Here is a 24,891-nt window from a genome sequence, read left to right as displayed (position 1 = left end):
AGCAGCTACAGGGGCAGATCGAACGATCACATTACGTGCGTGGCGGGAGGACTGGCCAGGCGTTTGTTCGGACGTCCCGGGGCCCCGCGCCGTCACGCGTTGCGATGCGTCCACTCCGGTTCGATACGCGCCCACGCCCGGTCCCACTCGGCCAGCCGGCGGCGCAACGCCACCCGTCGCACGAGGAAGTGACCGAAGAGCACCACCGCCACCGCACCGCCCGTGGCACAGGCGCCGATGGTGAGGGTGTGCTGCCAGACCGCCGTTTCGTCCATCGGCGGCAGCGCACTGCGCCCCTTGCGGTCGAACCAGACGTCCACCCTGTCGCCGCTCCGGGCGTCCGCGGGGACCCGGGCCGTCGCGGTGCGCGTGGCGCCGCCCGGTTCCGTCCATCGCACGGTGGCCCGGTACGCGTGCTGCCCGCCGGCCCGCACCGACGGCAGCGAGTCGTTCCCGCCGATCACCTCGGCCCGGACCCGATGCCGCTCGGCCCGCTGCTCCACCGACAGCGAACGCGCCTCGCCATGGGCCCACCGGGCGGCCGCCGCCCCGGCCAGGGGCGCGCCCACGAGGACGAGGACGGCGACCACCAGCACCGTCCACGCTTCGACGACATCCGACCGGCGCCGCAGCGGACTGCGTCGCCGACGCCATGCGTGCATCGGGGTGCGCATGCCCACCTCCTCGCCGACACCGCAGGGAGGCCGGACCGGCCGTGCGGCGCGCCCGCTCCCGGCTGGGTGCCCGGCGCGAGCGGGGCGAAACACCGGGTCAGCCGAAGCGCTCGATGCGGATCCGGTCCACCGGCTGACCTGCGGTCACCAGCAGGCGCGAGGCGTGCTCGGCGAAGGAGTCGGAACCGCACACATAGGCCTCCCACCCACCGGGAGGCTGCTCGGCCACGAGCGGCGCCACATGTGCGGCAGCCATACGTCCGACCGCCACACCCTCCGGCGCGCTCCGGGTGAAGACGGTGGTGGTCTCCGCACCCAACTCCCGGGCATAGAGGAGCTCCTCGGGGCTGCGCGCGGACACCACCAGCCGCAGCGGCACGGTCAGGTTCCGCGCCCGGTGGTGCCGGATCATCGACATCAGCGGCACGACGCCGGAGCCCGCGCCGATCAGCAGCGCGGGGCGGTCGCCGGGCCAGGCGAAGAAGCCGCTCACGGGGCCCCGCACCTCGACCCGGTCGCCGGGCCGGGCGACGGTGTGGAACCATCCCGAGACCTCGCCGCCCTCGACGTGATCCAGGGTCAGCTCGACCTGCCCGGAGTCGTCCGGCGCGGACGCGATCGAGTAGTGCCGCTGGGCGGCGTAGCCGTCCTCGGCGGTCAGCCGCACCATCAGGTGCTGGCCGGGCAGATGCCCCGGCCAGCCCGGCACGGCGAGACGGAAGGTGGACACCCGTGGGGTCTCGCGCCGGATCTCGACGAGAGTGGCGGTCTGCCACTCGGATGCGGCCTGCTCGTGCACGGCGATGCGCCCGGGCACGGCGAACCGCGTGGGCGGCACGAAGGTCTCAGTCACCGGAGTACCTCTGTTCCTCCCAGGGGTTGCCCCGCTCGTGATACCCGTTGCTCTCCCAGAAGCCCGGCTCGTCGTGGTCGAGGATCCGCAGACCCGCGATCCACTTGGCGCTCTTCCAGAAGTACAGGTGCGGCACCAGCAGCCGGGCCGGGCCGCCGTGCTCGGGGGCGAGCGGCTGCCCCTCGTACTCCCAGGCGATCCAGGCGCGCCCGCCGGTCAGGTCGGCGAGCGGGAGGTTGGCGGTGTAGCCGGTGTGCGAGTAGGCGACGGCATGGGTGGCCGACTCATGGGGCCGGACCACGTCCAGGAACGCGTCCAGGGACACACCCGCGAACCGCACCCCGAACTTCGACCAGCTCGTCACGCAGTGAATGGCACCCTCGTACGCCGACGGCGGAAGCCGGTGCGCCGCCTCCCAGTCCCAGGTGCGGGGCTCGGCCACCAGCCCGTCGACGCGAAAGGTCCAGTCGGCGGCCGCCAGCTCGGGAGTGACCTCGGCCGACAGCACGGGCCAGTCGTCGCCCGCGTCGTACTGGCCGGGCGGCAGTCCGGGGTCGGCGACGCGTGGGCGTCCGGTGAAGCCTCGGGTGATGTGCATTGCGGTGGTGCCTCCGGGCCGGTCCGGCGGCGCCCCGCCGGACCCGGTGTGCTCAGTGTTTGCGTATCAACCGTACGTGCAGGGTGCCCTAGTCCTGCCGACCGGGACCGGGCGACGCGTTGTACCGCACGAGGTAGTCCGCGAACCGGCTCAGGTCCTCCGCGGGCCAGTCGGCCAGACGCTCCCGGAAGGCCGCTCGGCGGCTCTCGGTGACCTGGGCCAGGATGTGCCGCCCGGCCCCGGTCAGGTGGAGCACCTGGACGCGCTGGTCCGCCGTGTCGGGGCGGCGCTCGATGAGTCCGGCACGCTCCAGCCCCGCCACCTGCCGGCTGACGGTGGACTTGTCCAGCGCGTAGTGGACGGCCAGATCCGTGGCCCGGCACCCACCGCTCTCCTCCAGATGCCCGAGCAGCGTGTACGACACCAGCGACAGCTCGGGGTGCATCCGGCCCGCCGCGGCCCTGGCCCGGCGGGCGAAGACCGTCATCTCCCGCTGGATGGTCTCCACGGCGTCTGCGGTGTGCACGGGCCCTCCCTCACCACGGTGCTGCTCGGCTTCTTCCATGGTTGCACGACCCAACCACCCGGCCCGGCGCCGTCGTGAACGCCGTGTCGTCGGGCGGCCCGTCGGGTAGGGTTGCCGTCCGGCCGGTCAGGACCCGGCCGTCGGAAGCCGAGGAGGTGAGACCCATTACCGCTGTGTCAGCTCGGGTGCTCTCCTCTCGATGTCGCGCGGATCGCCGGTCGTAGGCGATCGCCGGAGCGCCCTTCGGTTCCCGAAAGGCTCTGGGCTTCCATGCCGTCTGTGTCCGCTGTCCCCCCTTCCGCACCGCCTTCCCGTGACTGCGTCGTCCTCGCCCTGCGCGCCGCGGGCTGTGTCTTCGCCGAGGACGAGGCCGAGTTGATCCTCTCCGCCGCCCGCACCCCGGCCGAGGCCGCCGCCATGGTCGAGCGTCGCGTCGCGGGCCTGCCGCTCGAACTCGTCGTCGGCTGGGCCGGGTTCCGGGGCCTGCGCATCGCCGTCGGCCCGGGCGTCTTCGTGCCGCGCCGACGTACCGAGTTCCTGGTGGAGCAGGCCTTGGAGCGGGCGTCCGGTGCCGCCGTCGTCGTGGACCTGTGCTGCGGCTCGGGCGCCGTGGGAGCCGCGCTGGCCGCCGCGCTCGGCCGCGTCGAACTGCACGCCGCCGACATCGACCCGGCCGCCGTGCGATGCGCCCGCGGCAACATCGCCGCCCTCGGCGGCCATGTCCACCGGGGCGACCTGTTCGAGGCGCTGCCCCGCGCGCTGCGGGGCCGCGTCGGCATTCTCGCGGCCAATGTGCCGTACGTGCCGAGCGACGAGATCGGACTGCTGCCGCCGGAAGCCCGGGACCATGAGCCGCTGGTCGCCCTCGACGGTGGCACGGACGGCCTCGACGTCCTGCGCCGGGTCGCCGCGGAGGCGCCCCACTGGCTCGCCCCCGGGGGCTGCGTCCTGGTGGAGACGAGCCGGAACCAGGCACCGGCCGCCGTCGAGGCCTTCGAGCGCAACGGCCTCACGACGCACCTGGCCGTGTCGGAGGAGCTGTACGCCCACGTGGTGATCGGCGTCAGGCCGTAGGCCGAGTCCGCGAAGTCCCGCCTGCCCCACGACGCCTGGCACGCTCCCCCAAGCTCTTCGAGCAGGGGGTACCCCCACTCGCCGCACCGGACGAAGCCCCGAGTACATATCCAGTACGAGGGATTCCGCCCGGCACGCCGAGAGCACGCACCAGACGCCGCGGGTCCCGCCCTCCGGGCGGACGCCGGGACTTTGCGGACACGACCTAGGGCACACCTAGGACCTCTCACTCCGGTGCGGTCGCCCGCGCGATGAGCAGGGCCACGTCGTCGAAGTTGTCCGGCTCGTGCAGCGTGCGAAGCAGCAGGTCGCAGACGTCCTCCAGCGGCAGGTCGGGCCCGTCGAGCAGGGACAGCAGTGTCTCGAGCCGTTCGTCGATCGGGTCGCGCCGGGTCTCGACGAGACCGTCGGTGTAGAACACCAGCCGGTCGCCGGGCTCGAGTTCGACGGTGGTCGTGGAGAAGGCGACACCACCCACCCCGAGCGGCACCCCGGTCGGCAGGCCGAGCAGCTCCGGCGGCCGCCCGGCCCGGACCCGCACCGGCGGCAGGTGCCCGGCGTTGGCGATCCGGCACTGCCGCAGATGCGGGTCGTGGACGGCGTAGACACAGGTGGCGATGGCCTGTTCGAGACCCGCGGTGATCTTGTCGAGGTGTTCCAGGAGCACGTTCGGATCGAGGCCGAGAGAGGTGAGGGTGTGGGTCGCCGTGCGCAGCCGCCCCATCGCCGCCGCCGCGGGGATGCCGCTGCCCATCACATCGCCCACGACGAGCGCCGTCCGGCCGCCGTCCAGCGGGATCACGTCGAACCAGTCGCCGCCCACCTCGCTCGTGGCCCCCGCCGGCTGGTAGCGGGAGGCGACCTCCAGCCCGCCCGTCATCGGCGGATGGCTGGGCAGCAGGCTGCGCTGCAGGGTGAGCGCGGTCTCCCGGGCGCTCTGGTACCAGCGGGCGTTGTCGATCTGCACGGCGGCCCGGGCGGCCAGCTCGCGCGCCAGCAGCAGGTCGTCCTCGCTGAACGGCAGCGGATTGCGGGTGCGCTTGAGGTCCAGGGCTCCCAGCACCTCGCCGCGCGCGATCAGCGGCACGGCCAGGTACGAGTGCACCCCGGCCCGGCCCAGCAGCTCGGCCGCCTCCGGGGAACGGGCGATGTGCACCAGGTCCTCGTCCTTGACCTCCGGCAGCATCACGGGGCTCGCCGTGCGCACGCACCGGGTGACGAGCCGGTCGGGTGCGTACCGGGCGACCTGCCCGGGAGGGTCGGCCGCCTCCAGTGCCTCCGCGGAGTCGTACCCCTGGACCGCCAGCGCGCGGATCACGGCCGACTCGGCGGGGCCCAGGCTGGTGCGCCGCCCCTGCACCACCGCGTCCAGCAGGTCGACGGCCGCGATGTCCGCGAGCTCCGGCACGGCCACGTCGGCCAGCTCGCGGGCCGTGCGGTCCAGGTCCAGCGTGGTGCCGATCCGGCCCGAGGCGTCGGCGATCAGGGCCAGGCGCCGGCGCGCCGCCTCGGCCTCGATGCCCGCCCGGTACTGCTCGGTGACGTCGACGATCGAGACGGCCACACCCAGCACGGTCCCGAAGGCGTTCTCCAGCCGGTACAGCGAGATCGACCAGGCGTGGTCCTGGTACGGATCGGCCGGAGTGCGGCCGATCGTGGACTGGTCGACGACCGGCGTGCCCGTCTCCAGCACCCGGCGCGTCGCGGTCTCCAGGGCGTCCACGTCCATCCCGGGCACCACCTCGCGGGGAGTGCGGCCCAGGTGCTCCTCGACCGGTACGCCGTTGATCTCCTCCAGCGCCTTGTTCACCGAGACGTACCGCAGCTCGGTGTCCAGCACGGCCAGCCCGATCGGGGACTGCGCGATCATCCGCGTCGACAGCGCCACCTCGCGTTCCAGACGGCGCACGGTCCGCTGGTCGGCGCACAGCCCCAGCGCGTAGACGTCGCCCTGGTCGTCCAGCAGCCGCATGTTGCGGAACTCCACGAGCCGGGTGCCGCCGTCCTTGCGGCGGATCGGGAAGGCTCCCGCCCAGCTCTGACCGGTGCCCATGACGTCGGCGAACAACTTGACCACGAGGTCGACGTGCTCTTCGTGAACCATGATCCGGGCGGCGTACTGCCCGAGCGCCTCATGGGCGTCGTACCCGAACAGCTCCTCGGCCTGCGGGCTCCACAGCACGATGCGGCCCTCGGCGTCCAGGACCACCGAGGCCACGCGCAGCACGTCCAGCAGCCCGCTGGGGCGGGCCGATCCGCGCACCGGACCCTCGCCCGCGGATTCGGGAGACCCGGCTGCACTCATCCCACGCCCCGCCTTCGCCGTCCTCGCGGCACGCCGTCGTGTGCCGACACCCCATGTTCTACCGCGCGGAGCCGTTCCCGAAGGCCCCTTCCGTCACCTTCCACCATCTCCCAACCCGGCGCGGACCGCCCCGCAAAACCGGCACCCGGAGAACCGCACCGCCGGTAGTGCTCGCCGGAAGGTGGTGCTTTGCTGGGGTAGGGGCGGGACACGGCAGCCGGTGGCCTCGAGAGGAGCGATCACGATGGCGATGGACCACGAGCGACCGCACCCCCACTCCGTCTCGGTGGAGATCAGCGGGTGCAGCAAGCACGACGCCCGGATCGTGTTCGACGCACTGTGCTCCTGCTTCGAGTCCGACCGGTGCGCCGACGACGTGCCCGAGGAACTGCACGAGACCCGCCCGACCGTGTGGCTCGGCACCTTCGACGTAGCCGACGAGCACGAGGGCGCGCGGCCGGTTCACCTGTCGTCCTCCGTCGAGGCCGACCTGCACGGCGGTTACTGGGCGATCGAACGGTTCCGCACGACCCTGGACGCGCTGTTCGACGTGCACGATCTCAGCACGGTCTCCGGCGACCAGGAGAAGGAACTGCACGTGCGTCTGCAGAGCCGCTGACCGCCTCCTGACTCCTCACCCCCGCGAGCAGGCCGAGGAACGCCCGCCGTAGACGCCATGCGCCCACGGGCGGGTCAGTCAGGCGCACCGGTTCGTCCACGCCGTGCCCGAGGTCCCTGGCCATGGCCCCACTGTGCCCTCCATCACCTTATGCAACTAGTTGCATAAACCGTCGGTAGTCCTCTACAACTACAGGCACGACACCGCGCACGGAGGGCCCGATGAGCCGTTACCCGCACCTGCTGACCCCCCTCGACCTGGGCTTCACGACCCTGCCCAACCGGGTCCTCATGGGCTCCATGCACGTCGGCCTGGAGGAGGCCGAGGGCGGCTTCGCGCGCATGGCCGCCTTCTACGCCGCCCGCGCCCGCGGGGGAGTGGGCCTGATCGTCACCGGCGGCATCGCCCCGAACGACGAGGGCCGGCCCTACGAGGGCGGCGCCAAGCTCACCACCGAGGAGGAGGCCGAGCAGCACCGGGTCATCACGGACGCCGTGCACCGCGAGGGCGGGCGGATCGCGATGCAGATCCTGCACTTCGGCCGGTACGCCTACCACAAGGACCTCGTCGCCCCGAGCCCCGTCCAGGCACCGATCAGCCCCTTCCCGCCCCGCGAGCTCACCGACGCCGACATCGAGCGGACCATCGACGACTACGCCCGCGCCGCCCGCCTCGCCCGGCAGGCCGGCTACGACGGTGTCGAGATCATGGGCTCCGAGGGCTACCTCATCAACGAGTTCATCGCGCAGCAGACCAACCACCGCACCGACGGATGGGGCGGCTCCTACGAGAACCGCACGCGCTTCCCGCTGGAGATCGTGCGCCGGGTGCGCGAGGCCGTCGGCGAGGACTTCATCGTCATCTACCGGCTCTCCATGCTCGATCTGGTCCCGGGCGGCTCCACGCTCGACGAGGTCATCACCCTCGCCAAGGCCGTCGAGGCCGCCGGGGCGACGATCATCAACACCGGCATCGGCTGGCACGAGGCCCGCATCCCCACCATCGCGACCTCCGTGCCGCGCGGCGCGTACACCTGGGTGACCAAGCGGCTCATGGGCGAGGTGTCCGTCCCGCTCGTCACCACCAACCGCATCAACACCCCCGAACTCGCCGAGGAACTGCTCGCCGAGGGCGCGGCCGACATGGTGTCGATGGCCCGCCCGATGCTCGCCGACCCCGACTTCGTCACCAAGGCCGCCGCCGGCCGCCCCGAGGCGATCAACACCTGCATCGGCTGCAACCAGGCCTGCCTCGACCACACCTTCAGCGGCCTGATCACGTCCTGCCTGGTCAACCCGCGCGCGTGCCACGAGACCGAACTGGTGCTCTCCCCGACCCGGTTGCGCAAGCGCGTCGCGGTCGTCGGCGCCGGCCCGGCCGGTCTCGCCTGTGCGGTCTCCGCCGCCGAACGCGGGCACGACGTCACGCTGTTCGACGCGGCGAGCGAGATCGGCGGCCAGCTCAACGTCGCCCGCAAGGTCCCGGGCAAGCAGGAGTTCGACGAGACGCTCCGCTACTTCCGCACCCAGCTCGACTGGCACGGCGTCGACATCCGCCTGAACACGCCCGTCACGGTCACGGACGTCGACGGCTTCGACGAGGTCGTCGTCGCCACCGGCGTCACACCCCGCACCCCGGAGATCCCCGGCGTCGACCACCCGAGCGTGGTCGGGTACCTCGACGTCCTGCGCGACGGTGCCCCGGTCGGCGACCGGGTCGCGATCCTCGGTGCGGGCGGCATCGGCTTCGACGTCGCCGAGTTCCTCACCGACGGCGGCGACAAGGCCCACGAGGACCCGGCGACGTACTTCAGGCAGTGGGGCGTCGACATGGACTACAGCGGCCCCGGAGGCCTCGCCGCGCCCGAGCGGCCCGCCCCGTCACGCACCGTCCACCTGCTCCAGCGCAAGACCTCCAAGGTCGGCGCCGGCCTGGGCAAGACCACCGGCTGGATCCACCGCACCGAGCTCAAGCACCGGGGCGTCACCATGGTCCCGGGCGTGCGCTACGACCGGATCGACGACGCCGGACTGCACATCACCGTCGGCGAGGAGAGCACGGTCCTGGAGGTCGACACGATCGTGCTGTGCACGGGCCAGGAGCCGCGCCGCGGGCTGTACGAGGAGCTGCTCGCCGCCGGGCGCAGCACCCACCTCATCGGCGGCGCCGACGTGGCCGCCGAGCTCGACGCCAAGCGCGCCATCAAGCAGGGCACGGAGCTGGCGGCCGCCCTGTAGTGCGGATACGCGTCCCTAGGATGAGGCCATGTCACTCCCGCACGCGATCCTGACCGCCCTGCTCGAGAAGCCGTCGTCGGGCCTGGAGCTGACCCGCCGCTTCGACCGGTCGATCGGCTACTTCTGGTCGGCGACGCACCAGCAGATCTATCGCGAGCTCGGGAAACTGGAGGCCGACGGCCTCATCAGGGCCCTGCCGTCCGAACAGCCGGCCCGCGGGCAGAAGAAGAGTTACGAGGTCCTGCCCGCGGGCCGCGCCGAGCTGGCCCGCTGGACCTCCGCCTCCCAGGACCCCAAGCCGCACCGCGACGCGCTGCTGCTGCGGCTCAGGGCGGCGGCCGTGGTCGGCACGGCGGGCCTGGAAGCCGATCTGCGGCGCCATCTGGAGCTGCACGAGCGGCAGCTGGCGGAGTACGAGGAGATCGAGAAGCGCGACTTCCCGCCCGGCCGGGACGGCGCCGAGGTACGGCTGCGGCATCTCGTGCTGCGGGCCGGCATCGACCTGGAGACCTTCTGGACCCGGTGGCTCGAGCGCGCCCTGGCGGACGTCGCCGACCTCCCGGACGGCGAACCCACCTGACGGACCCGGCCGACCCGGCCGACCCGGCCGCCCCGGACACGACATGACGGCGGCCCGTCCGCCCGGAGCGCTTCGGGTGAGCGGGCCGCCGTCCGTACCGGGTCAGAGCCGGTACGGCTTGTTGCGCCGGCGCAGGTACCAGGCCGTCCCGATCAGGCCCGCCCCGACCAGCGTGCCGCCCGCCACCAGCGTGACGGTCCCGTAGTCCGTCGTGCTGCCACCGACCCCGCCCATGACGCCGCGGGACGGCGAGACGGAGGGGGACGCGGACCGCGAGGGGGAGGGGGCGGTGGAGACCACGACGGACTGCGTGCCCGCGGTGGTGCCGTCCGAGCAGACGACGATGACCGTGTACGTGCCCGGGGAGACGTTCGACCAGGCCGCGGACTGACTCGTGGGCGTCCCCGACAGCGTCACCTGGCGGCCCTGGGCGAAGCTGCCCTGACTGCTGGTGAGGAGCGAGGCGGTGCCCCAGCTGCCGCTGATCTGGGTGCACGAGCTGGTCGTGACCGACACCGTGGACCCTGTGGTGCTCACGGAGATACCCGGGGCTGCGACGGCGGGCACCGCGGCCAGGGCGAGGGGCAGCGCGGCGACTGCCACGGTCAGGCCGGAGCGGAGAACTGACGATGAGTTGCGCATGTGGACTGCCCTCCGGCGGCACGGTCGGCGGTACATCCTTGCGCCGCCGAGGGTCGGGGAGCGCCCGTGCTGCCTCGGGGTCAGCCAAAGCGCCCCCGGGCACGGCCGCACTCCGAGCGCCCCCGTGCAGGTGACGGGTTCCTCCGCCCGGCCGATGCCGCGGAGGACGTCAGGACCCCGTCGTCACCGTCCGCTCCGCCGAGAGACCTCCCCAGGTGCCGTCCGGCAGCATCGCCCTGATGCGGACCCGGTGGGTGACACCGGCTCTCCGCCCCCCGTAGAAGCTGTACGTGGCCCGGTCACGTGGGGGGCTGCCGCCGAACACGAGGGATGTGGCGGGCCGGCCGTCCAGCTGGATCCGGTACTCGGTGACCTCACCGTCCACGCGGGGCGGCACCCAGCTCAGGTCCAGGTGGTACGCCCCGTCCGCACGGTGGCTCGTCGCCCGGAAGCCGGTGGGGGCGGTGGCCCGGCCGTCGTCGGTGCCCGGGGTGGTGAGGCGGACGGTGGGTGTGGCGGGGGAGACGTTCCCGGCCGCGTCCCGGGCCCGGACGGTGAACGCGTAGCGCGTGCCCGGCCGCAGCCCCGTGAGCACGGTGGCCGTCTGCCCTCCGCCCACGCCGTGGATCTTCGTGCCTCCCTGGTGGATGTCGTACGACACCACACCCCGGTCGTCCGTCGAGGCGGACCACGACAACCGGACCGCCCGGCTTCCCACCGCCCGGCCGCGGGGCGCCGACGGGCGGGTCGGCGCGGAGCGGTCGTCCGCCACGGCCGCGGGCGTCCTGGCCCGCACCCTTCGGCTGGGCGGCCCTAGCCGTCCGTCGGAGCCCCGCGCCCGTACGGAGAAGACGTACAGCATGGAGGGCCGGAGCCCGGTGACATCCACCATGTGCTGCGAACCCGGCACTTCCTCGACCTTCGTGGTGCCCCGATACACCTCGTAGACATCGGCCCGATCGGTCGTGTTCCACATGACGTGCACGCTCGTCGCGCTGCCCGCCGCGGCGGTGACACCCGTCGGCGCACCGGGCACACGTCCGCCGTCCCCCTCTTCCGCACCGGCCGGGCCGCAGGAGGCGACCAGCGCGAGGGTTCCGCACAGCGCCAGGCGGCGGAGAAGGGGTGAGGGAGCGGAACGTCCTCGCACGACACTGCCTCCATGGGGTGGTCGGCCGGCCGGTGGACGGCAATGGTCCGGACCAATATGACCCTGTTGACGGGACCGCATCAAGAGGGGCGTCCGGTCGAACAGGGACGGTCCGGCCGGGAGGGGTGCACGCCGGGCCGTGCGTGACCACCCGGGATCCTCACGCATGCTGAGACCTCGCGGTCGAACTCGGGCCCAACGGGCAGGAGTTCGGCCCTGTCGCGCGGACCCGCCGTCGTCACAGAACCTGTGCCGGCCCGGGTGGCCGGGCTGCCGGAGTCTTACTCGGGCTCAGGCGCCCGGCGCCTGTCGGGGGTTGAGGACGTGAGCCGTACGGCCCCTCATCGGTGGCCGGGTGATCGTCGCGGGAACAGATTGGGCTGAGTGCCCGTCAGGTCCCCCATGAGAGGCCCCGTATCGTGCGTGTCCAGTCGCTCACCCTGGCCGCGGCCAGCGCCGCCCTGCTCGCCCCGACGATACCTCCCGCCGCCCACCCGCAGCCCGCGGTATGGCGCGAGAGCACCGTGAGCGCCTCCGAGCTGCTCGCCGAGGTGCGCGACTGCACTCCCGTCTCCCGGGGCCGCTACCGCAGTGACAACGGCGCACCCGCGAACATCCCCGTCTGCGGCACCCGCGACGTCGTGTTCTGGAAGGCCGACATGGACATCGACTGCGACGGCCGGCCCGGACCCCGCTGCAACGTCCGCACCGACCCGTACTTCGCCGCGAGCACGGCCTACCCCCAGTCCGACGGCCGCCCGTTGAGCGCCGAACGCCTGCCCTTCATCGTCGTACCCGCGCCGAGCCGCCGCTGGGACTACCGGGACCACGGCATCGGCGGCGGTTCGGTGGTGGCCGTCGTGTACCGCGACCGCGTGCGGTACGCGGTCGTCGGCGACGCCGGCCCGCAGGGCATCATCGGGGAGGCGTCCTACGCGACTGCCAAGGCCCTCGGCATCCGCGCCGACCCGCACGGTGGCGGCGCACCCTCCGGCGTCACCTACATCGTCTTCAAGAACACCAGGGTGTCGCCCATCGAGGACCACGCCGCCGCCGTGGCGGAGGGGGAGCGGGTGGCGAAGCGGTTCGCGACCGGAAGCCGGACGGACGGGGACTGAGCGGCTGACGGCACCGCGGTTCCAACGGGAAGCCGGACGGGCGGGGGACTGAGCGGCTGACGGCACCGCGGTTCCAACGGGAAGCCGGACGGGCGGGGGACTGAGCGGCTGACGGCCGCTCACCGGCACGACTGCGGCCGGGCACACCGCCGCTTCGGCGTGCCCGGCCGCAGGCGGCGCTCAGACCTTCCGGTAGGTGTACGCCTCCGTGGCGGCCGCCTCCACCGCCGCCAGGTCCGCCCCGGTGGACGCCGTGACGACCGCGGCCACGGCCCCCTCCACGAAGGGGGCGTCCACCAGGCGTGTCGACTCGGGGAGTTCGTCGCCCTCCGCCAGCAGTGCCTTCACCGTGAGCACCGCGCTGCCCAGGTCGGTCAGGACGGCGACTCCGGCACCGCGATCGACGGACGCGGCCGCCGCGGCGATCAGTTCGGAGCTGGTGCCGAGCCCGCCGCCCTCGGTGCCGCCCGCCGGAGCGACGGGCACCACCGGGCCACCGCCCGCGAGCCCCTTCGCCAGCTCCGCGACCGACGCGGCCACCTCCGCGCTGTGCGACACCAGCACGATTCCCACCAGCTGCTCGTCACTCACCGGCGGCCTCCGCGAGTCCGGCGATCAGCAGCGCCGACGACGTGGCGCCCGGGTCCTGGTGGCCGATGCTGCGCTCGCCCACATAGCTCGCCCGGCCCTTGCGCGCCTGCAGGGGCGTCGTCGCCACCGCGCCTTCCTCCGCGGCGGTCCGGGCCGCGGCGAACGAGTCGCCGAGCGCGTCCACCGCGGGCACCAGGGCGTCGATCATGGTCTTGTCGCCCGGGGCCGCGCCGCCGAGGGTCATGACCGCGTCCACCCCCGCCCGCAAGGCCTCGGCGAGCTGCTCCGCACTGACCTCTTCGGCATCGCCCAGCGCCTTGCCGGTACGGCGCAGCAGCGTCCCGTACAGCGGGCCCGACGCGCCGCCGACCGTCGAGATCAGCTGGCGTCCGGCCAGGGTCAGGACCCCGCCGGGTGTGCCGGGGGCCTCCTTCTCCAGGACGGTCACGACGGCCGTGAACCCGCGCTGGAGGTTGCTGCCGTGGTCGGCGTCCCCGATGGGGGAGTCGAGGGCGGTGAGCCGCTCCGCCTCGCGGTCGACGGACGCGGCGGTCGCCGTCATCCAACGGCGGAAGAAATCGGCGTCGAGCACTGGATCTCCTTGCCTGGTAGGTACGTGGTGATCCTCTACCCCCTGTGGGTCACACGCCCCAGCGCAGGCCCGGGGTCTTGACCGGCGCGTCGTACAGCCGCAGCAGCTCCTCGTCGACCTGGCACAGGGTGAGCGAGGCGCCCGCCATGTCCAGGGAGGTGACGTAGTTGCCCACGAGGACACGGGCCACGGGGACGCCGCGCTGGGCGAGCACCCGGTGCACCTCGGCGTTGAAGCCGTACAGCTCCAGCAGCGGTGTCGCGCCCATGCCGTTGACCAGGACCAGCACCGGATTGCGCGGCTGCAGGTCCTCCACCACCGCCTCGACGGCCGCCTCGGCGATCTCGCCGGAGGTCATCATGGCGCGCCGCTCCCGGCCCGGTTCGCCGTGGATGCCGATGCCCAACTCCAGCTCGCCGGGCGGCAGATCGAAGGTGGGGCTGCCCTTGGCCGGGGTGCTGCAGGCGCTCAGCGCGATCCCGAAGCTGCGGGAGCTCTCGTTCACCTGCCGGGCGATGGCCTCGACCCGCTCCAGGGGCATGCCCTCGGCTGCGGCGGCTCCCGCGATCTTCTCCACGAACAGGGTCGCGCCGGTCCCGCGCCGGCCTGCCGTGTACAGGCTGTCGGTCACCGCCACGTCGTCGTTCACCAGCACCTTCGCGACCCGGATGCCCTCGTCCTCGGCCATCTCGGCGGCCATGTCGAAGTTGAGCACGTCACCGGTGTAGTTCTTCACGATGAACAGCACGCCGGCGCCGCTGTCCACGGCGGCCGCCGCGCGCAGCATCTGGTCGGGCACGGGGGAGGTGAAGACCTCGCCCGGACAGGCCGCCGACAGCATGCCGGGGCCCACGAAACCGCCGTGCAACGGCTCGTGCCCCGAGCCCCCGCCCGAGACCAGCCCCACCTGTCCGGCGACAGGAGCGTCCCGCCGCACGATCACCCGGTTCTCCACGTCCACGGTCAGCTCCGGGTGGGCAGCCGCCAGACCGCGCAGCGCATCCGCGACCACGTTCTCCGGGACGTTGATCAGCATCTTCACGGGTACCTCCTAGACAACCTAGTAGATGAGCCCTCGAACTCCAGCTTCGCAGCTCACATCACGTTTGACCAGTTGTCGATCTTGGCTTCTCGTAACGGTCGTCTCGGACCGCAACACCCTGCGGGCCGAGGTCGACCGCGCCTGTGAAGGACGCGGACGGCCTCGGTCCTGGTGTCGGATCGGCCAGGCACAGAACGCAGGAAGGACCCGAACCGATGTGGGATCAGTAGCCGTAGATCATCTTGTAGGCGACCTCGGGGAGGAACTGCCCGGCCGAGGAGCCGCCTCCCACGCCGCAGTTGCCGTCGGACTCGCCGGGAACCTTGATCCACAAGAGCATCTCGGCGCCCCCGCCCAGCCGGGTGGGAGTGCCGATACGGCGGCCTGACGGGTTGCACCACTGGCCGTTCGAGCCGTTGCCGTTGCGGCTGGTGTCCACGACGAACGGCTTGGTGTAGCCGTACCGGGTGCTGAGTTCCCTGTTGACGGCGTCGGCGTACGCGGTGTTCTCGCCCGTGGTGAGGTAGTTGGAGACGTTGAGCGAAAAACCGTGTGCCTGCCGGACGCCGGCTTCGTGCAGACGCCGGGCCATGGTCGCCGCGCTCGCCCAGGCCGGGTTGCCGGCGTCGAGGTAGACCCAGGTGTTGGGGGCTCGGCGGTTGAACTCGGTGAGCGCACCGGTCAGCATGCGCTCGCGTTCGTCGATCTGCGCCTGGTTCATGCAGCCGTAGTCCCCGAGGGAGTCCGGTTCGAGGACGACGACGGCCGGGCGGGCGGCGATCCCGCCCGCGAACTGGGCGATCCAGTTCGCGTAGGCGGACGGCGACGAGGCTCCGCCCGCGGAGTGTCCGCCGCAGTAGTCACGGTTGTAGATGTTGTAGGCCACGAGGAGGGGCAGCTTGTCCCGGGCGTCCGCGGCGCCCGCGTACGCGCCGGTGGCGGTCCCGATGCTGCCGCTCCAGGAGCCGAACCAGCGGGCCGTCGGGGTATTGGCGATGGACGCGTTGATCGCGGAGGCCCGGCCGTCGCCGGGGTTGGCGGCGACCCACCGTTTCGCGCTGGAGTCGGGGTCCACGTAGAACCCGTTGGTCATGGTCGTCGGGTCGGCCGCGTGAGCGGTCGGGGCGGCGGCGAGCGCCAGCGGCAGTGAGGAGAGCGCTGCCACCAGGGCGAGGAGTCTGCGGCGCATGACGGGTACCTCGGCTTTCTGACAGGGGGCGGGCGAAGGGCAGGGACGAGCCGGGGAGGGGGAGCGCTCCCAGCACAAGCGCTCCCCATGGCACGGTCGGTCAGCAGGACGAGTTCGTCTGGGTGAGCAGGCCGAGCCGCCACGGGAGCAGGTTGTAGTCGCCACCCGCGTTGGGGTTCATGCCTTGGTAGAGGTACTGGAGCCGGCAGGCGGGGATGGTCAGTGTCTGGTCGTAGCCGGCCCGGATCATCTCGCCGTGGCTGATGTCCCGGGTCCAGGCGCCCGAGGGGAAGGAGACGTTGCCGGCCCGTGCGAAGGGGTTGCTCTCCGACGCGGCCAGGGGCGTCCAGGAACCGGCCAGGCTGCCCGAGGTCCAGGACCGGAAGTAGCGTCGGCCGTCCGATCCGATGGCTTCCACCAGCAGCAGGTACTGGTTACTGCCCTGCACCTTGTACACGTTGCTCGCCTCGAACAACGCGTATTTGGAGTCCTGGGCCGCGATGACGGTATTGGTGAACCCGTTCGGGAACTGACCGGTGGTCGTCCGCGAGCGGTACAGGTGTCCGTTGTCGTCGGATGAGAACAGGTAGCAGTCGCCGCTGTCGCAGATCACCCACATGTCGACCCAGTGACCGTTGCCGATGTTCTGCCGGATGATGTCCGGCATCGACGAGTAGAAGTTGCGCGGCGCGCTCCAGCCGTTCGGGTTGGAGATGTCGGGGTTGGTGGAGTACGAGGCGTTGCCGGTCTGGTAGACGAGGTACCACAGGCGTTGCGGCGCGTAGTAGAAGACCTGCGGCGCGGCCCGGTACCCGCGGCCGATGGCGGTGCGGTCGAGATAGTGGTGCGTGGCCGAGCCGGCCTGGGACCAGTCGCTGAAGTTCAGGTAGACCAGGTTGTATCCGGAGGAACTGGCGGTGCTGGCGAACACGTGGTACTTGCCGTTGTACTGGACGACCGTCGGGTCCTTGATGCCGGCGATGTTGTGCGTCGAGTCCGGCTTCGGCGAGATCAGCGGGCCGCTGGAGCTCCACGAGTAACGGTTGGGCAGAGCGGCGGCGTTGGCGGCGCCGCGTGAGCCGGCGGGCGTGCTGCTCGTGACGGCAGGTGTGCCGCGGCCGGTCGTGGGTGTGCCTCGGGTGGCAGGAGGAGTACTGCCGGTCGCGGTGGGCGTGCCGCCCATCGTCGTCAGTGTCGCGTTGTACGCCGGTTTCTTGTTGCCGTTGCGGTCGAACAGCAGCGGGTTCTCGCCGCTGCGCCAGGAGTCGCTGTCCCGGATGCCCCAGACCGTGATGCCGGTGCAGCGTGCGACGTTCATGCAGGCCCGCACCGTGTTCGCGTAGGCCGTCGTCGATGCCTGCGCGATGTCCAGCTCGGTGATCTGGACGTCCACCCCGAGGGCGGCGAAGTTCGACAGCGTCGTCTGGAAGCTGCCGGGCGGGCCGCCGGCGCCGAAATGGGCCTGGAGGCCGACGCAGTCGATGGGCACCCCGCGCGCCTTGAAGTCGCGCACCATGCGGTAGACGCCCTGGGTCTTGGCGTCGCTCCAGTTCTCGATGTTGTAGTCGTTGTAGCAGAGCTTGGCCGCCGGGTCCGCCGATCGCGCCGTGCGGAAGGCCTGTTCGATGAAGCCGGTGCCCAGCACGTCCCGGAAGACCGAGCTGCGCATCTGGCCGCTGCCGCCGTCCGCGAAGGCCTCGTTGACCACGTCCCAGGAGTGGATCCGGCCCTTGTAGCGGTTCATCACGGTGGTGATGTGGTTGTTCATCACGCCGCGCAGCGTGTTCGCGTCCCTGATGGAGTTGACCCAGCCGGGCAGTTGGGAGTGCCAGACCAGGGTGTGGCCGCGCAGGCGCTGACCGCGGGCCTGCGCGCGATGGGCGATCTGGTCGGCGCGGCTGAAGGTGAACGAGCCGCGGGACGGCTCGGTCGCGTCCCACTTCATCTCGTTCTCGGGAGTGACCGAGTTGAACTCACGGTCCAGGATGCCGGTGTACGTGCCGTCGCCGAGCCGTCCGGCGGCCACGGCGGTTCCGAAGTACCGTCCGGACTGGGCCGCCTGGGCGCCCAGGGTGGAGGCCTGTACGGCGTCGGGCGCACCGGTCGCCGTCCCCGGTGTCACCAGGAGGGTCGCGGCCAGCAGGCTGAGGACGGAGGCGCGGCGACAGCCGAGCCGTTTCAGTGGGTTCATGGTTAATGGGTTCATGGTTTTCCTCGTGGAGGGGGTGGGGGGTTGCGTGGTGCGATCGGGTCGCTTCAGGGCGCGGACAGCTCGAACCGCCGTGATGTGCCGTGGTGGAGAAGGGCGAATCGGTAGCCCATGACCCTGGAGGTGCCTTGCCTCATGCGGGTGGAGCACTGCATCGGTTCGATATTCCGAACATGCATCGATACGTCGAGCATCCTGGATGATAGGAGGCTCTCGAGTCCCGTCAATCCTTCTCGCAGTATTCGATTTCTTCTACGAAACATTCGAAGCCTTGGCGGCTGAATCGCCGCAGGTAGATCGCTTGCTCGGAACGGATGCTCGGGCTGTTGACATGTTCGGGCCTCCGTCTACCATCCCTGGCATCACGAGTTTCGGAATGGCATGCGAAATTTCGAACCCAGGGGAGTGTCATGCACGTGACAGCCATAGCGGTCACGGCTCATGGCGCCCGTCCGGCTGAGGAGGCACCGGTGCCCAGACGATCAGGCGGTCCCGCGGCGTGACGCGGCGGGCGACCTGCGGGCGGGAACACCGCTGGTCCCGTGGACCTGCAACGGGCAGGCCCACCAGGAATGGAGCCGCGCGTGAACCGCGGTTCCGGTAGGGGAGTCTCACGATGACGAGGAGCAGATCCCTGTTATGGAGCGCCGTTCTGGCGGTGCTGGTCGTCCTGAGCATGGGAGGCACGGCGCTGGGCCACGGCCGGGGCGGAAACACTCCGCTCACGGTTTCCGCCGCCGCCGCCCCGAGCTCAGGGTGTGGCAAGGCCCCCACCCTGACGAGTGGAACGCACACGATCCGCAGCGGCGGCAAGAACCGGACCTTCGTCCTGCGCGTCCCCGACGGCTACGACCGCAACCGTGCCCACCGGCTGGTCCTCGGCTTCCACTGGCTGGGCGGCACCTCTACCGACGTCGCCACCGGCCGCACGGTGGAAACGGGCACCTGGGCCTACTACGGACTCCAGCGCCTGGCGAGCAACAGCACGATCTTCCTGGCGCCCCAGGGCCTCAACAACGGTTGGGCCAACACCGGCGGAGAGGACGTCACGTTCGTCGACGACATGCTCAGGCGCGTCGAGACGGACCTGTGCGTCGAGACGACCCAGCGCTTCGCCCTCGGGTTCAGCTACGGCGCCGCCATGTCGTACGCCCTCGCATGCTCCCGTGCGACGGTCTTTCGCGCGGTCGCGGTGCAGAGCGGCGGGCAGCTCAGCGGATGCAGCGGCGGTACCCAGCCGATCGCCTACCTCGGAGTGCACGGCCTCAGGGACAACGTCCTCGGCATCGCCGGCGGACGGGCGATGCGGGACAGGTTCGTCAGGAACAACGGCTGCGCTCCCCAGAACCCGCCCGAGCCGGCGCAGGGCAGCCTGACGCACCGGGTCACCACCTACTCGGGCTGCTCGGCCGGGCATCCGGTCGCCTGGGCCGCGTTCGACGAAGGGCACATCGCGGCACCGCAGGACGGGGCCCCCGGGGACAGCGGCAGGAGCTGGCTGCCGGGCGAGGTCTGGAAGTTCTTCACGCAGTTCCAGGGCTCCGACCCGTCGCCGGGGCCGGCGACCTGCCGGGTCACCAGCACCGTCAGCGCCTGGAACACCGGTCTGACGTCGAGCATCACCATCGCCAACACCGGCACGACCACGATCGGCGGCTGGTCCCTCGCCTTCACCCTGCCCGAGGGCCAGACCATCACCGCCGGATGGAACGCGGACTACTCGGCCGCCTCAGGCCGGGTGACGGCCCGAAACGTCGCCCACAACACCACCATCGCTCCGGGCGCGTCGGTCGGCATCGGTTTCCAGGCGGCTCACACCGGAAACACCGCCCCGCCGACGTCCTACACCCTCAACGGCACCGCCTGCGCTGTCTCCGACGGCCCCCGGTAGCCGTTGCCCGTACTGCTGCCCACCCCTCACGTGTGACGAGTCGCCCAACGGCATGATCCGCAGCGTGTCGGGGGCGGCGGAGCGGGAGCCGCGCCCGCGACCGTCGCCCCCGACACGGAAACGACGAGCGCAATCAGAGGAGAAACCAGGTCCTTTCACGCAGCGTCCTCTCCTGGGAGTGATCGGCGGACGAACTAACCAGCCGGTCCGGGTGGCCGACGGGTTCACGAGGTGCTATTCAGGGGGCCACCGACGGGCGGTCGAGGCTTTCTGCGGCGGGTTCCGTATTCGTCCCCGGAGCGATACGTCACATGGACATGAGGGGGAGCGGTGGAAGCGACCGGTTCACAGATGCGGGTGCGGCGACGCACCGTGCCTCCGGTGGTTGCGGCGCGGTGGGCGCTGTGGACGTTCGTCGTGGGCAACTTGGCGATCGTCGAGGCATTGTTCCTCGATGCCGGGACCGGGAAGAACGGGGTACTCACCGTCGCCAAGTTCTTCGGCCTGCACGCCGCTGTGCTGATGCTGTTCCAGCTGCTGCTGGTGGCCCGGCTGCCGTGGCTCGACCGCCGTATCGGCATGGACCGGCTGACGGTGTGGCACCGATGGGTCGGCTTCGCCCTGTTGTGGACCGTCCTCACCCACGCTGTTCTGGTGGTGCTGGGCTTTTCCCGGCTCGACGACGCGTCGATGACGAAGACGTTCTTCGCGCTGGCGGGAGTGCCGGCCTCGCTGCTCGGGATGGGGGCCGCGGCGATCGTCGTCGTGATCGGTGCCGTCTCGGCCCGGTATGTGAGGCAGCGGCTGCGGTACGAGACGTGGCACGGCCTGCACTTGCTGCTGTACCTGGCGTTGGGGCTGGCCTTCGTCCACCAGTTGCAGGAGACCACCACCTTCAGCTCCTCCACGCCCGCGAAGATCTACTGGTGGGCCCTGTGGCTGTTCGCGTTCGGTGCCCTGGTCGCAGGCCGGATCGTCCTGCCCGCGTGGCGCAACGCCTACCACCGGTTCCACGTCACCGCGGTGGTGCCGGAGTCGGACGACGTGGTGTCGGTACACGTCACCGGCCGCCACCTGGACAGGTTTCCCGCCCGGGCGGGCCAGTTCTGCATCTGGCGATTCCCCGGGCACCACCACTGGTGGGCGGCGAATCCGTTCTCGCTGTCGGCGGCGCCCGACGGCCGCAGCCTTCGCCTGACCGCCAAGGCGGTCGGCAGCGCCAGCGCCGGCCTGCGGCACATCCCGATCGGGAGTCGCGCATACGTCGAGGGCCCGTACGGGGCGTTCACCTCGTTGCATCGCACGCGGCCCGGTGCGCTGCTGATCGCCGGAGGGGTGGGGATCACGCCGGTCCGTGCCCTGCTGGAGGAGGAACCGGCCGGGGACGTCGTCGTGCTCTACCGGGTGCGCGACGAGCACGACGCCGTGCTGGCCGACGAGGTGCGGGCCCTGGTCGCGGACCGGGGCGGGCAACTGCACCTGCTCACCGGCCGCACGAGGGAGGGAAACCAGTCCTTCGCACCGGACGGTCTCCGTGCTCTGGTCCCCGACATAGCCGAACGCGATGTGTACGTCTGCGGCCCGCCGGCGATGACCTCGGCCGTGCTCGGCGCCCTGCGCGGGCTGAAGGTCCCTCATCGGCAAGTCCACGCCGAGCGGTTCGGCCTGGCCTGAGCGCCCCTGCGACGGTACGAGCCCCTCAGCCGAAGTCGCGTGAACGCTCGCCGAGGTTGACCGGGCGGCCATCACGCACCGCATGCGGTGCGTCATCGAGGAAGAGCAGGAGGTCGCGAGCAGCGACGCGCAGGTACGTCATCCGGTCGAAGTCTTCTGCGTTGCGTTTGGCGAGGGGTGTGTCGACCGGTGATGAGAGGCCCCGCGACGACGCCCGGGGGACGTGGCAGCGTCGCTCGCGTCGTGCGCCTGCCGACCCGGCGATCACGCCCTCGCTCGGGCACGGCTGAGTGAAGAGATCAAAAACTAGTAGCTGTCGTAGCTGGGCTTGCCTGTCGGCCGGTAGACGCCGACGACGGTGCCGCTCTTCGTCGTCGAGACGCTGACCGGCTCCAGAGAGGTGGGGACCGCTCCGTCGGCGAACAGCCGCTTGCCGGTACCGATGATCACCGGATGGATCGTCAGCCGGTACTCGTCGACCAGGTCGTGCCGCATGAGCGTCTGGGCGAGGTCGCCGCTGCCGACGACGTTGATGTCACCGCCGTCGGAGGCCTTCAGTTCGCGCACGGCGTCGGCGACGTCACCCTCCAGCAGCGTGGAGTTCTCCCACTCCAGGGACGTCAGCGTCCGGGACGCCACATACTTGCGCATGCCGTTCATCCGCTCGGTGAACGGGTTGCCGGGATCGGCGGCCGGCCAGTACGCCGCGAAGATCTCGTACGTCTTGCGGCCGAGCAGCATCGCGTCGGAGCGCTCGTACCAACCGGCGACGGCCGCGCCGACCTCGTCGTCGGAGACCGGCTTCTGCCAGCCGCCGTGCTCGAAGCCGCTCTCGGAGTCCTCGTCCGGACCGCCCGGCGCCTGCATGACGCCGTCCAGCGACAGGAACGTGCAAATGATGATCTTGCGCATGGTGCGCTCCCTTCGTGTCGAAGGGTGGACCGCGCGACCACCGGAAACTCATCGGCTGGGCCTTGCCGACGCGGAGCTGCCGGACCTTGATCGTGGGCGCGAGCACGGCGGGGGGAGTCCGCCGCCCGTTTCTGCAGCGGTCCTTGTTCCGGACGAGGTGATGTGCCCGTTCCACCGGCTACTACGGCTGGCGCCGCGCGTCCAGCAGCTGGTACGTGGCGCCCTGCCCCCAGGATCAGGCGCGTCAGCGGCGAGCACGGTCGCCGAGAGCCGCCGGGGGAATCACGGTTCGATCGTCGCTCCAAGGGCCTGGTCGGCCTTCGCGAAGCGGTGTTCCGTCGGCTTCAGCACCCCATAGAGGTGACTGAAGTACTCCGTCTCCGCGGTTCCGGTGAGCACCGCCAGGAGAAACGCGAGACACCCCATGTCGTGGTGCTCCCACAGGGGCCCGCGCCCCTCGTTGTACAGCACGGTCCAGTCGTCGGGGGACTGCCCGGGCCGCGCCAGCCAGTACAGGAACGCTCCCGTGCCCTCTTCCCATGCCCACGGCAGGACCCTCGCCCCCGCCTCATGCAGGCCGGCCGGCTTGTCCTCGAACTCCCACAGGTCCGCCAGGATCTCCTCCCGTTCCCTCGTCTGTGCGTGCAGGTCGCAGTCGGCGTAGGCGGAGTAGGGGACGATCAGCCAGATCGTCTCGTCGAAGATTCCGTCGCCGTAGGTCTCGACGAGCTGCTTGTAGTCGGCGGGCAGAGCCGTACCGAGGTCGCTCTCGGCTTGCGCCCAATCCACCGGATGTGGTGACTCAGCGGGCGGTGGGCAGAGCCGAACAAGCATGTCGAGGTCGATCATGAAACGGACGGTACCGGCACCCCGGCCAACCCCGTAAGGGCGGCAGACTGAGCGAAGACCCATGGCTGAGCCCGGCCGGTACCGCCTGCCTGAGTGGAGTCACACTGCTCGCACGTGCGCTGCCCGAAGAGACCTCCCGGCAGCTCCTGGAACCTCTGGCACATATGGCCTGTCGACGCCGCCGGGTCTCCGGTGCTCAGCCGCGGGTGAGCACGTCGGCAACCCGGGCGATCATCTGGCTCTCCTCCCCGTTGCGAGCGGTCGTCGGGTTGTAGGCGAGCACGAAGCGGCGCTGCCCGTCACGAGTGGAGAACGCGGCGTTCTTGTAGCCGTACGTCTCGCCGGTCTTGCCCCAGAACGTCACGCCGTTGACGTCGGCCCGCTGAAGCCCGGTGCCGTAGCGGGCCGGGGAGCCGTCCAGCATGCGCACGTCCTCCGGCGGCAGCGTGAACATCAGCTGCAGCAAATCCGGCGGGAGCAGTGGGCCGGAGAACAGGACGGCGAGCATCCGGTCGAGGTCGCCCGGGGTGGAGATCATGTCGCCCTCGCCCCGGCCGGCCGACTGGTCGTACACGGTGACGTCCCTCAGGTCACCGTCGGCCATTTCCAGGTAGCCGTGCACGTGTCGGCCGTGGATGCGGGGATCGTCGCCGGGCACGACGGTGCCGGACAGGCCCAGCGGGCGCAGGATGCGGGCCGCGACGGCCTCTCCGTACGGGCGTCCGGTCACCTGGTCGATGATCAGTGCGGCCAGTACATAGTTGACGCCGCGGTACTCCTGCCGCGTACCCGGGGGGAACTTCAGTGCTCCCTGAGCCGCTGTCGCCACCCACTCCCGTGGCGTCCAGTGGTCGAAGCGGTGGTGCAACACCTCTTCCGCACTTGTCGGTTCGGGGATGCCGACGTGGTCCGGCAAGCCGCTGGTGTGGTTCAGCAGATGCCCCACGGTGACAGGCGAGAAGCGGGTCGGCAGCAGTCCCGGCAGGATGTGCTGAACGGGCCTGTCCATTGCGACCCGGCCCTCCGCCGCCAGTTGCAGCACCACCGTGGCTACGAAGACCTTGGTGATGCTGCCGATGCGGACGTTGTCGTACCCCGTCACCGGCCGCCGCGTCCTGATGTCGGCCACACCCGAGGAAGCATGCCAGGAGCCGGCCGCGCCGCCGACGCGCAATTGAGCTGCGGTCGACGGCGGATGCCTCAGATCACTGATCGCCGCCCGAAGCGCGGCGGTATCCAGTGGTGGGAGAGGGGTGGTGGCCGCGGCGGATGCCATGGCGCTTCGCGCGGGCAGTACCGTGAGGGCGGCCAGCGCGGCGGCTCCCGACAGGGCAGCGCCCGCAAAGGCCCTTCGTGACGAGGGGGTTGAGGTCATGAACCCTACGCTTCCAGCGGGTGGGTGACCATGCATCGGGGGCGCCCCGGAAGGATCCCCGATCGCACCCTGACCCCCTCCGTACACGAGTGACCTTCGCGGGGTCCGGCACCTGCGTGCGTTCCTGCTTGAGAACAACGCCTACCGCCGTGAGGACATGACTCCGGCCCACGCGAAGGACCGCCCAGCGG

General features: G+C 71.2%; 22 protein-coding genes. 7 read left to right on the top strand and 15 right to left on the bottom strand.

Annotated elements, in window-relative coordinates:
- Window positions 1–92: 92 nt before the first annotated feature.
- The 4 genes from ACFY5B_RS20235 to ACFY5B_RS20220 form a co-directional block, all read right to left on the bottom strand.
- The gene (locus ACFY5B_RS20235; RefSeq protein ID WP_389971049.1) at window positions 93–674 is read right to left on the bottom strand and encodes a hypothetical protein; all 582 of its coding nucleotides are present in this window, start codon (window positions 672–674) and stop codon (window positions 93–95) included.
- Between the two features lie 97 nt (window positions 675–771).
- The gene (locus tag ACFY5B_RS20230) at window positions 772–1,527 is read right to left on the bottom strand and encodes a ferredoxin reductase (RefSeq protein ID WP_389971046.1); all 756 of its coding nucleotides are present in this window, start codon (window positions 1,525–1,527) and stop codon (window positions 772–774) included.
- Complete coding sequence (locus ACFY5B_RS20225) at window positions 1,520–2,125, bottom strand: sulfite oxidase-like oxidoreductase (protein ID WP_389971043.1); 606 nt, start codon at window positions 2,123–2,125, stop codon at window positions 1,520–1,522. The genes ACFY5B_RS20230 and ACFY5B_RS20225 overlap by 8 nt, the downstream gene beginning before the upstream one ends.
- 88 nt (window positions 2,126–2,213) lie before the next feature.
- Window positions 2,214–2,651, bottom strand: coding sequence for a MarR family winged helix-turn-helix transcriptional regulator (locus tag ACFY5B_RS20220; protein ID WP_389971040.1), 438 nt, complete (start codon window positions 2,649–2,651; stop codon window positions 2,214–2,216).
- Window positions 2,652–2,921: 270 nt separating this feature from the next.
- Here ACFY5B_RS20220 and ACFY5B_RS20215 point away from each other — a divergent pair, with 270 nt between their 5' ends.
- Window positions 2,922–3,725 carry a putative protein N(5)-glutamine methyltransferase gene (locus ACFY5B_RS20215; protein ID WP_389971037.1) on the top strand — a complete coding sequence of 268 codons (804 nt, stop codon included), beginning with the start codon at window positions 2,922–2,924 and terminating at the stop codon, window positions 3,723–3,725.
- Window positions 3,726–3,951: 226 nt separating this feature from the next.
- Here the strand turns inward: ACFY5B_RS20215 and ACFY5B_RS20210 are convergent, their stop codons facing one another.
- Window positions 3,952–6,030: a SpoIIE family protein phosphatase gene (locus ACFY5B_RS20210; RefSeq protein ID WP_389971034.1), complete on the bottom strand. Its 2,079-nt coding sequence runs from the start codon at window positions 6,028–6,030 to the stop codon at window positions 3,952–3,954.
- 250 nt (window positions 6,031–6,280) lie between these two features.
- On the opposite strand from ACFY5B_RS20210, the gene ACFY5B_RS20205 reads away from it, so the two are divergent.
- The 3 genes from ACFY5B_RS20205 (at window position 6,281) to ACFY5B_RS20195 (ending at window position 9,466) form a co-directional block, all read left to right on the top strand.
- Window positions 6,281–6,649 (top strand): hypothetical protein, encoded by a 369-nt coding sequence (locus ACFY5B_RS20205; protein ID WP_344455308.1) that lies wholly within the window; start codon window positions 6,281–6,283, stop codon window positions 6,647–6,649.
- Between the two features lie 221 nt (window positions 6,650–6,870).
- The gene (locus ACFY5B_RS20200) at window positions 6,871–8,886 is read left to right on the top strand and encodes an FAD-dependent oxidoreductase (protein ID WP_389971031.1); all 2,016 of its coding nucleotides are present in this window, start codon (window positions 6,871–6,873) and stop codon (window positions 8,884–8,886) included.
- A 28-nt stretch (window positions 8,887–8,914) separates the two neighbouring features.
- Window positions 8,915–9,466: a PadR family transcriptional regulator gene (locus ACFY5B_RS20195; RefSeq protein WP_389971028.1), complete on the top strand. Its 552-nt coding sequence runs from the start codon at window positions 8,915–8,917 to the stop codon at window positions 9,464–9,466.
- A 102-nt stretch (window positions 9,467–9,568) separates the two neighbouring features.
- Here the strand turns inward: ACFY5B_RS20195 and ACFY5B_RS20190 are convergent, their stop codons facing one another.
- Both ACFY5B_RS20190 and ACFY5B_RS20185 read right to left on the bottom strand, forming a co-directional pair.
- Window positions 9,569–10,108 (bottom strand): hypothetical protein, encoded by a 540-nt coding sequence (locus tag ACFY5B_RS20190; protein WP_389971025.1) that lies wholly within the window; start codon window positions 10,106–10,108, stop codon window positions 9,569–9,571.
- 169 nt (window positions 10,109–10,277) lie between these two features.
- A complete protein-coding gene (locus ACFY5B_RS20185) occupies window positions 10,278–11,258 on the bottom strand; it encodes a fibronectin type III domain-containing protein (protein ID WP_389971022.1) in 981 nt (326 codons plus the stop codon).
- A gap of 419 nt (window positions 11,259–11,677) precedes the next feature.
- Here ACFY5B_RS20185 and ACFY5B_RS20180 point away from each other — a divergent pair, with 419 nt between their 5' ends.
- Entirely contained in the window at window positions 11,678–12,376 is a 699-nt protein-coding gene (locus tag ACFY5B_RS20180) for a glycoside hydrolase family 75 protein (RefSeq protein ID WP_389971019.1), read from the top strand.
- Between the two features lie 180 nt (window positions 12,377–12,556).
- Here ACFY5B_RS20180 and ACFY5B_RS20175 read toward each other — a convergent pair whose 3' ends face one another.
- The 5 genes from ACFY5B_RS20175 to ACFY5B_RS20155 form a co-directional block, all read right to left on the bottom strand.
- Window positions 12,557–12,967, bottom strand: a complete 411-nt coding sequence (locus ACFY5B_RS20175) for a PTS-dependent dihydroxyacetone kinase phosphotransferase subunit DhaM (protein ID WP_389971016.1) — start codon at window positions 12,965–12,967, stop codon at window positions 12,557–12,559.
- Window positions 12,960–13,559 (bottom strand): dihydroxyacetone kinase subunit DhaL, encoded by a 600-nt coding sequence (dhaL, locus tag ACFY5B_RS20170; RefSeq protein ID WP_362243899.1) that lies wholly within the window; start codon window positions 13,557–13,559, stop codon window positions 12,960–12,962. Before dhaL ends, ACFY5B_RS20175 begins: the two co-directional genes overlap by 8 nt.
- Before the next feature lie 49 nt (window positions 13,560–13,608).
- Window positions 13,609–14,601: a dihydroxyacetone kinase subunit DhaK gene (dhaK, locus tag ACFY5B_RS20165; RefSeq protein ID WP_389971013.1), complete on the bottom strand. Its 993-nt coding sequence runs from the start codon at window positions 14,599–14,601 to the stop codon at window positions 13,609–13,611.
- 223 nt (window positions 14,602–14,824) lie between these two features.
- On the bottom strand, window positions 14,825–15,790 hold the full coding sequence (locus tag ACFY5B_RS20160) for a glycoside hydrolase family 6 protein (protein ID WP_389971010.1): 966 nt from the start codon (window positions 15,788–15,790) through the stop codon (window positions 14,825–14,827).
- Window positions 15,791–15,890: 100 nt separating this feature from the next.
- Window positions 15,891–17,981, bottom strand: coding sequence for a non-reducing end alpha-L-arabinofuranosidase family hydrolase (locus ACFY5B_RS20155; protein WP_389971007.1), 2,091 nt, complete (start codon window positions 17,979–17,981; stop codon window positions 15,891–15,893).
- 634 nt (window positions 17,982–18,615) lie between these two features.
- Here ACFY5B_RS20155 and ACFY5B_RS20150 point away from each other — a divergent pair.
- Both ACFY5B_RS20150 and ACFY5B_RS20145 read left to right on the top strand, forming a co-directional pair.
- Entirely contained in the window at window positions 18,616–19,890 is a 1,275-nt protein-coding gene (locus tag ACFY5B_RS20150; protein WP_389971004.1) for a cellulose binding domain-containing protein, read from the top strand.
- A 351-nt stretch (window positions 19,891–20,241) separates the two neighbouring features.
- The gene (locus tag ACFY5B_RS20145) at window positions 20,242–21,564 is read left to right on the top strand and encodes a ferric reductase-like transmembrane domain-containing protein (protein WP_389971617.1); all 1,323 of its coding nucleotides are present in this window, start codon (window positions 20,242–20,244) and stop codon (window positions 21,562–21,564) included.
- Between the two features lie 306 nt (window positions 21,565–21,870).
- Here ACFY5B_RS20145 and ACFY5B_RS20140 read toward each other — a convergent pair whose 3' ends face one another.
- The 3 genes from ACFY5B_RS20140 to ACFY5B_RS20130 all read right to left on the bottom strand — a co-directional run bounded on the left by ACFY5B_RS20140 (window position 21,871) and on the right by ACFY5B_RS20130 (window position 24,700).
- Complete coding sequence (locus ACFY5B_RS20140; RefSeq protein WP_389971001.1) at window positions 21,871–22,476, bottom strand: dihydrofolate reductase family protein; 606 nt, start codon at window positions 22,474–22,476, stop codon at window positions 21,871–21,873.
- 282 nt (window positions 22,477–22,758) lie between these two features.
- A complete protein-coding gene (locus ACFY5B_RS20135) occupies window positions 22,759–23,265 on the bottom strand; it encodes a hypothetical protein (protein ID WP_389970998.1) in 507 nt (168 codons plus the stop codon).
- Window positions 23,266–23,521: 256 nt separating this feature from the next.
- Window positions 23,522–24,700, bottom strand: a complete 1,179-nt coding sequence (locus ACFY5B_RS20130) for a serine hydrolase domain-containing protein (protein ID WP_389970995.1) — start codon at window positions 24,698–24,700, stop codon at window positions 23,522–23,524.
- Between the last annotated feature and the right edge of the window lie 191 nt (window positions 24,701–24,891).

The organism is Streptomyces sp. NPDC013187, assembly GCF_042899705.1.
Taxonomy (GTDB): Bacteria; Actinomycetota; Actinomycetes; order Streptomycetales; family Streptomycetaceae; genus Streptomyces; species Streptomyces hawaiiensis_A.
This window is presented reverse-complemented; position numbering and strand designations above follow the sequence as displayed.

Excerpts from the sequence above, each read along its gene's own strand:
- ACFY5B_RS20235 (WP_389971049.1), bottom strand. The coding sequence starts at position 674 with ATGCGCACCCCGATGCACGCATGGCGTCGGCGACGCAGTCCGCTGCGG.
- ACFY5B_RS20150 (WP_389971004.1), top strand. The coding sequence starts at position 18,616 with ATGACGAGGAGCAGATCCCTGTTATGGAGCGCCGTTCTGGCGGTGCTG.
- ACFY5B_RS20225 (WP_389971043.1), bottom strand. The coding sequence starts at position 2,125 with ATGCACATCACCCGAGGCTTCACCGGACGCCCACGCGTCGCCGACCCC.
- ACFY5B_RS20200 (WP_389971031.1), top strand. The coding sequence starts at position 6,871 with ATGAGCCGTTACCCGCACCTGCTGACCCCCCTCGACCTGGGCTTCACG.
- ACFY5B_RS20210 (WP_389971034.1), bottom strand. The coding sequence starts at position 6,030 with ATGAGTGCAGCCGGGTCTCCCGAATCCGCGGGCGAGGGTCCGGTGCGC.
- ACFY5B_RS20190 (WP_389971025.1), bottom strand. The coding sequence starts at position 10,108 with ATGCGCAACTCATCGTCAGTTCTCCGCTCCGGCCTGACCGTGGCAGTC.
- ACFY5B_RS20205 (WP_344455308.1), top strand. The coding sequence starts at position 6,281 with ATGGACCACGAGCGACCGCACCCCCACTCCGTCTCGGTGGAGATCAGC.
- ACFY5B_RS20215 (WP_389971037.1), top strand. The coding sequence starts at position 2,922 with ATGCCGTCTGTGTCCGCTGTCCCCCCTTCCGCACCGCCTTCCCGTGAC.
- ACFY5B_RS20155 (WP_389971007.1), bottom strand. The coding sequence starts at position 17,981 with ATGAACCCACTGAAACGGCTCGGCTGTCGCCGCGCCTCCGTCCTCAGC.
- ACFY5B_RS20160 (WP_389971010.1), bottom strand. The coding sequence starts at position 15,790 with ATGCGCCGCAGACTCCTCGCCCTGGTGGCAGCGCTCTCCTCACTGCCG.
- ACFY5B_RS20130 (WP_389970995.1), bottom strand. The coding sequence starts at position 24,700 with ATGACCTCAACCCCCTCGTCACGAAGGGCCTTTGCGGGCGCTGCCCTG.
- ACFY5B_RS20140 (WP_389971001.1), bottom strand. The coding sequence starts at position 22,476 with ATGCGCAAGATCATCATTTGCACGTTCCTGTCGCTGGACGGCGTCATG.
- ACFY5B_RS20145 (WP_389971617.1), top strand. The coding sequence starts at position 20,242 with ATGCGGGTGCGGCGACGCACCGTGCCTCCGGTGGTTGCGGCGCGGTGG.
- ACFY5B_RS20195 (WP_389971028.1), top strand. The coding sequence starts at position 8,915 with ATGTCACTCCCGCACGCGATCCTGACCGCCCTGCTCGAGAAGCCGTCG.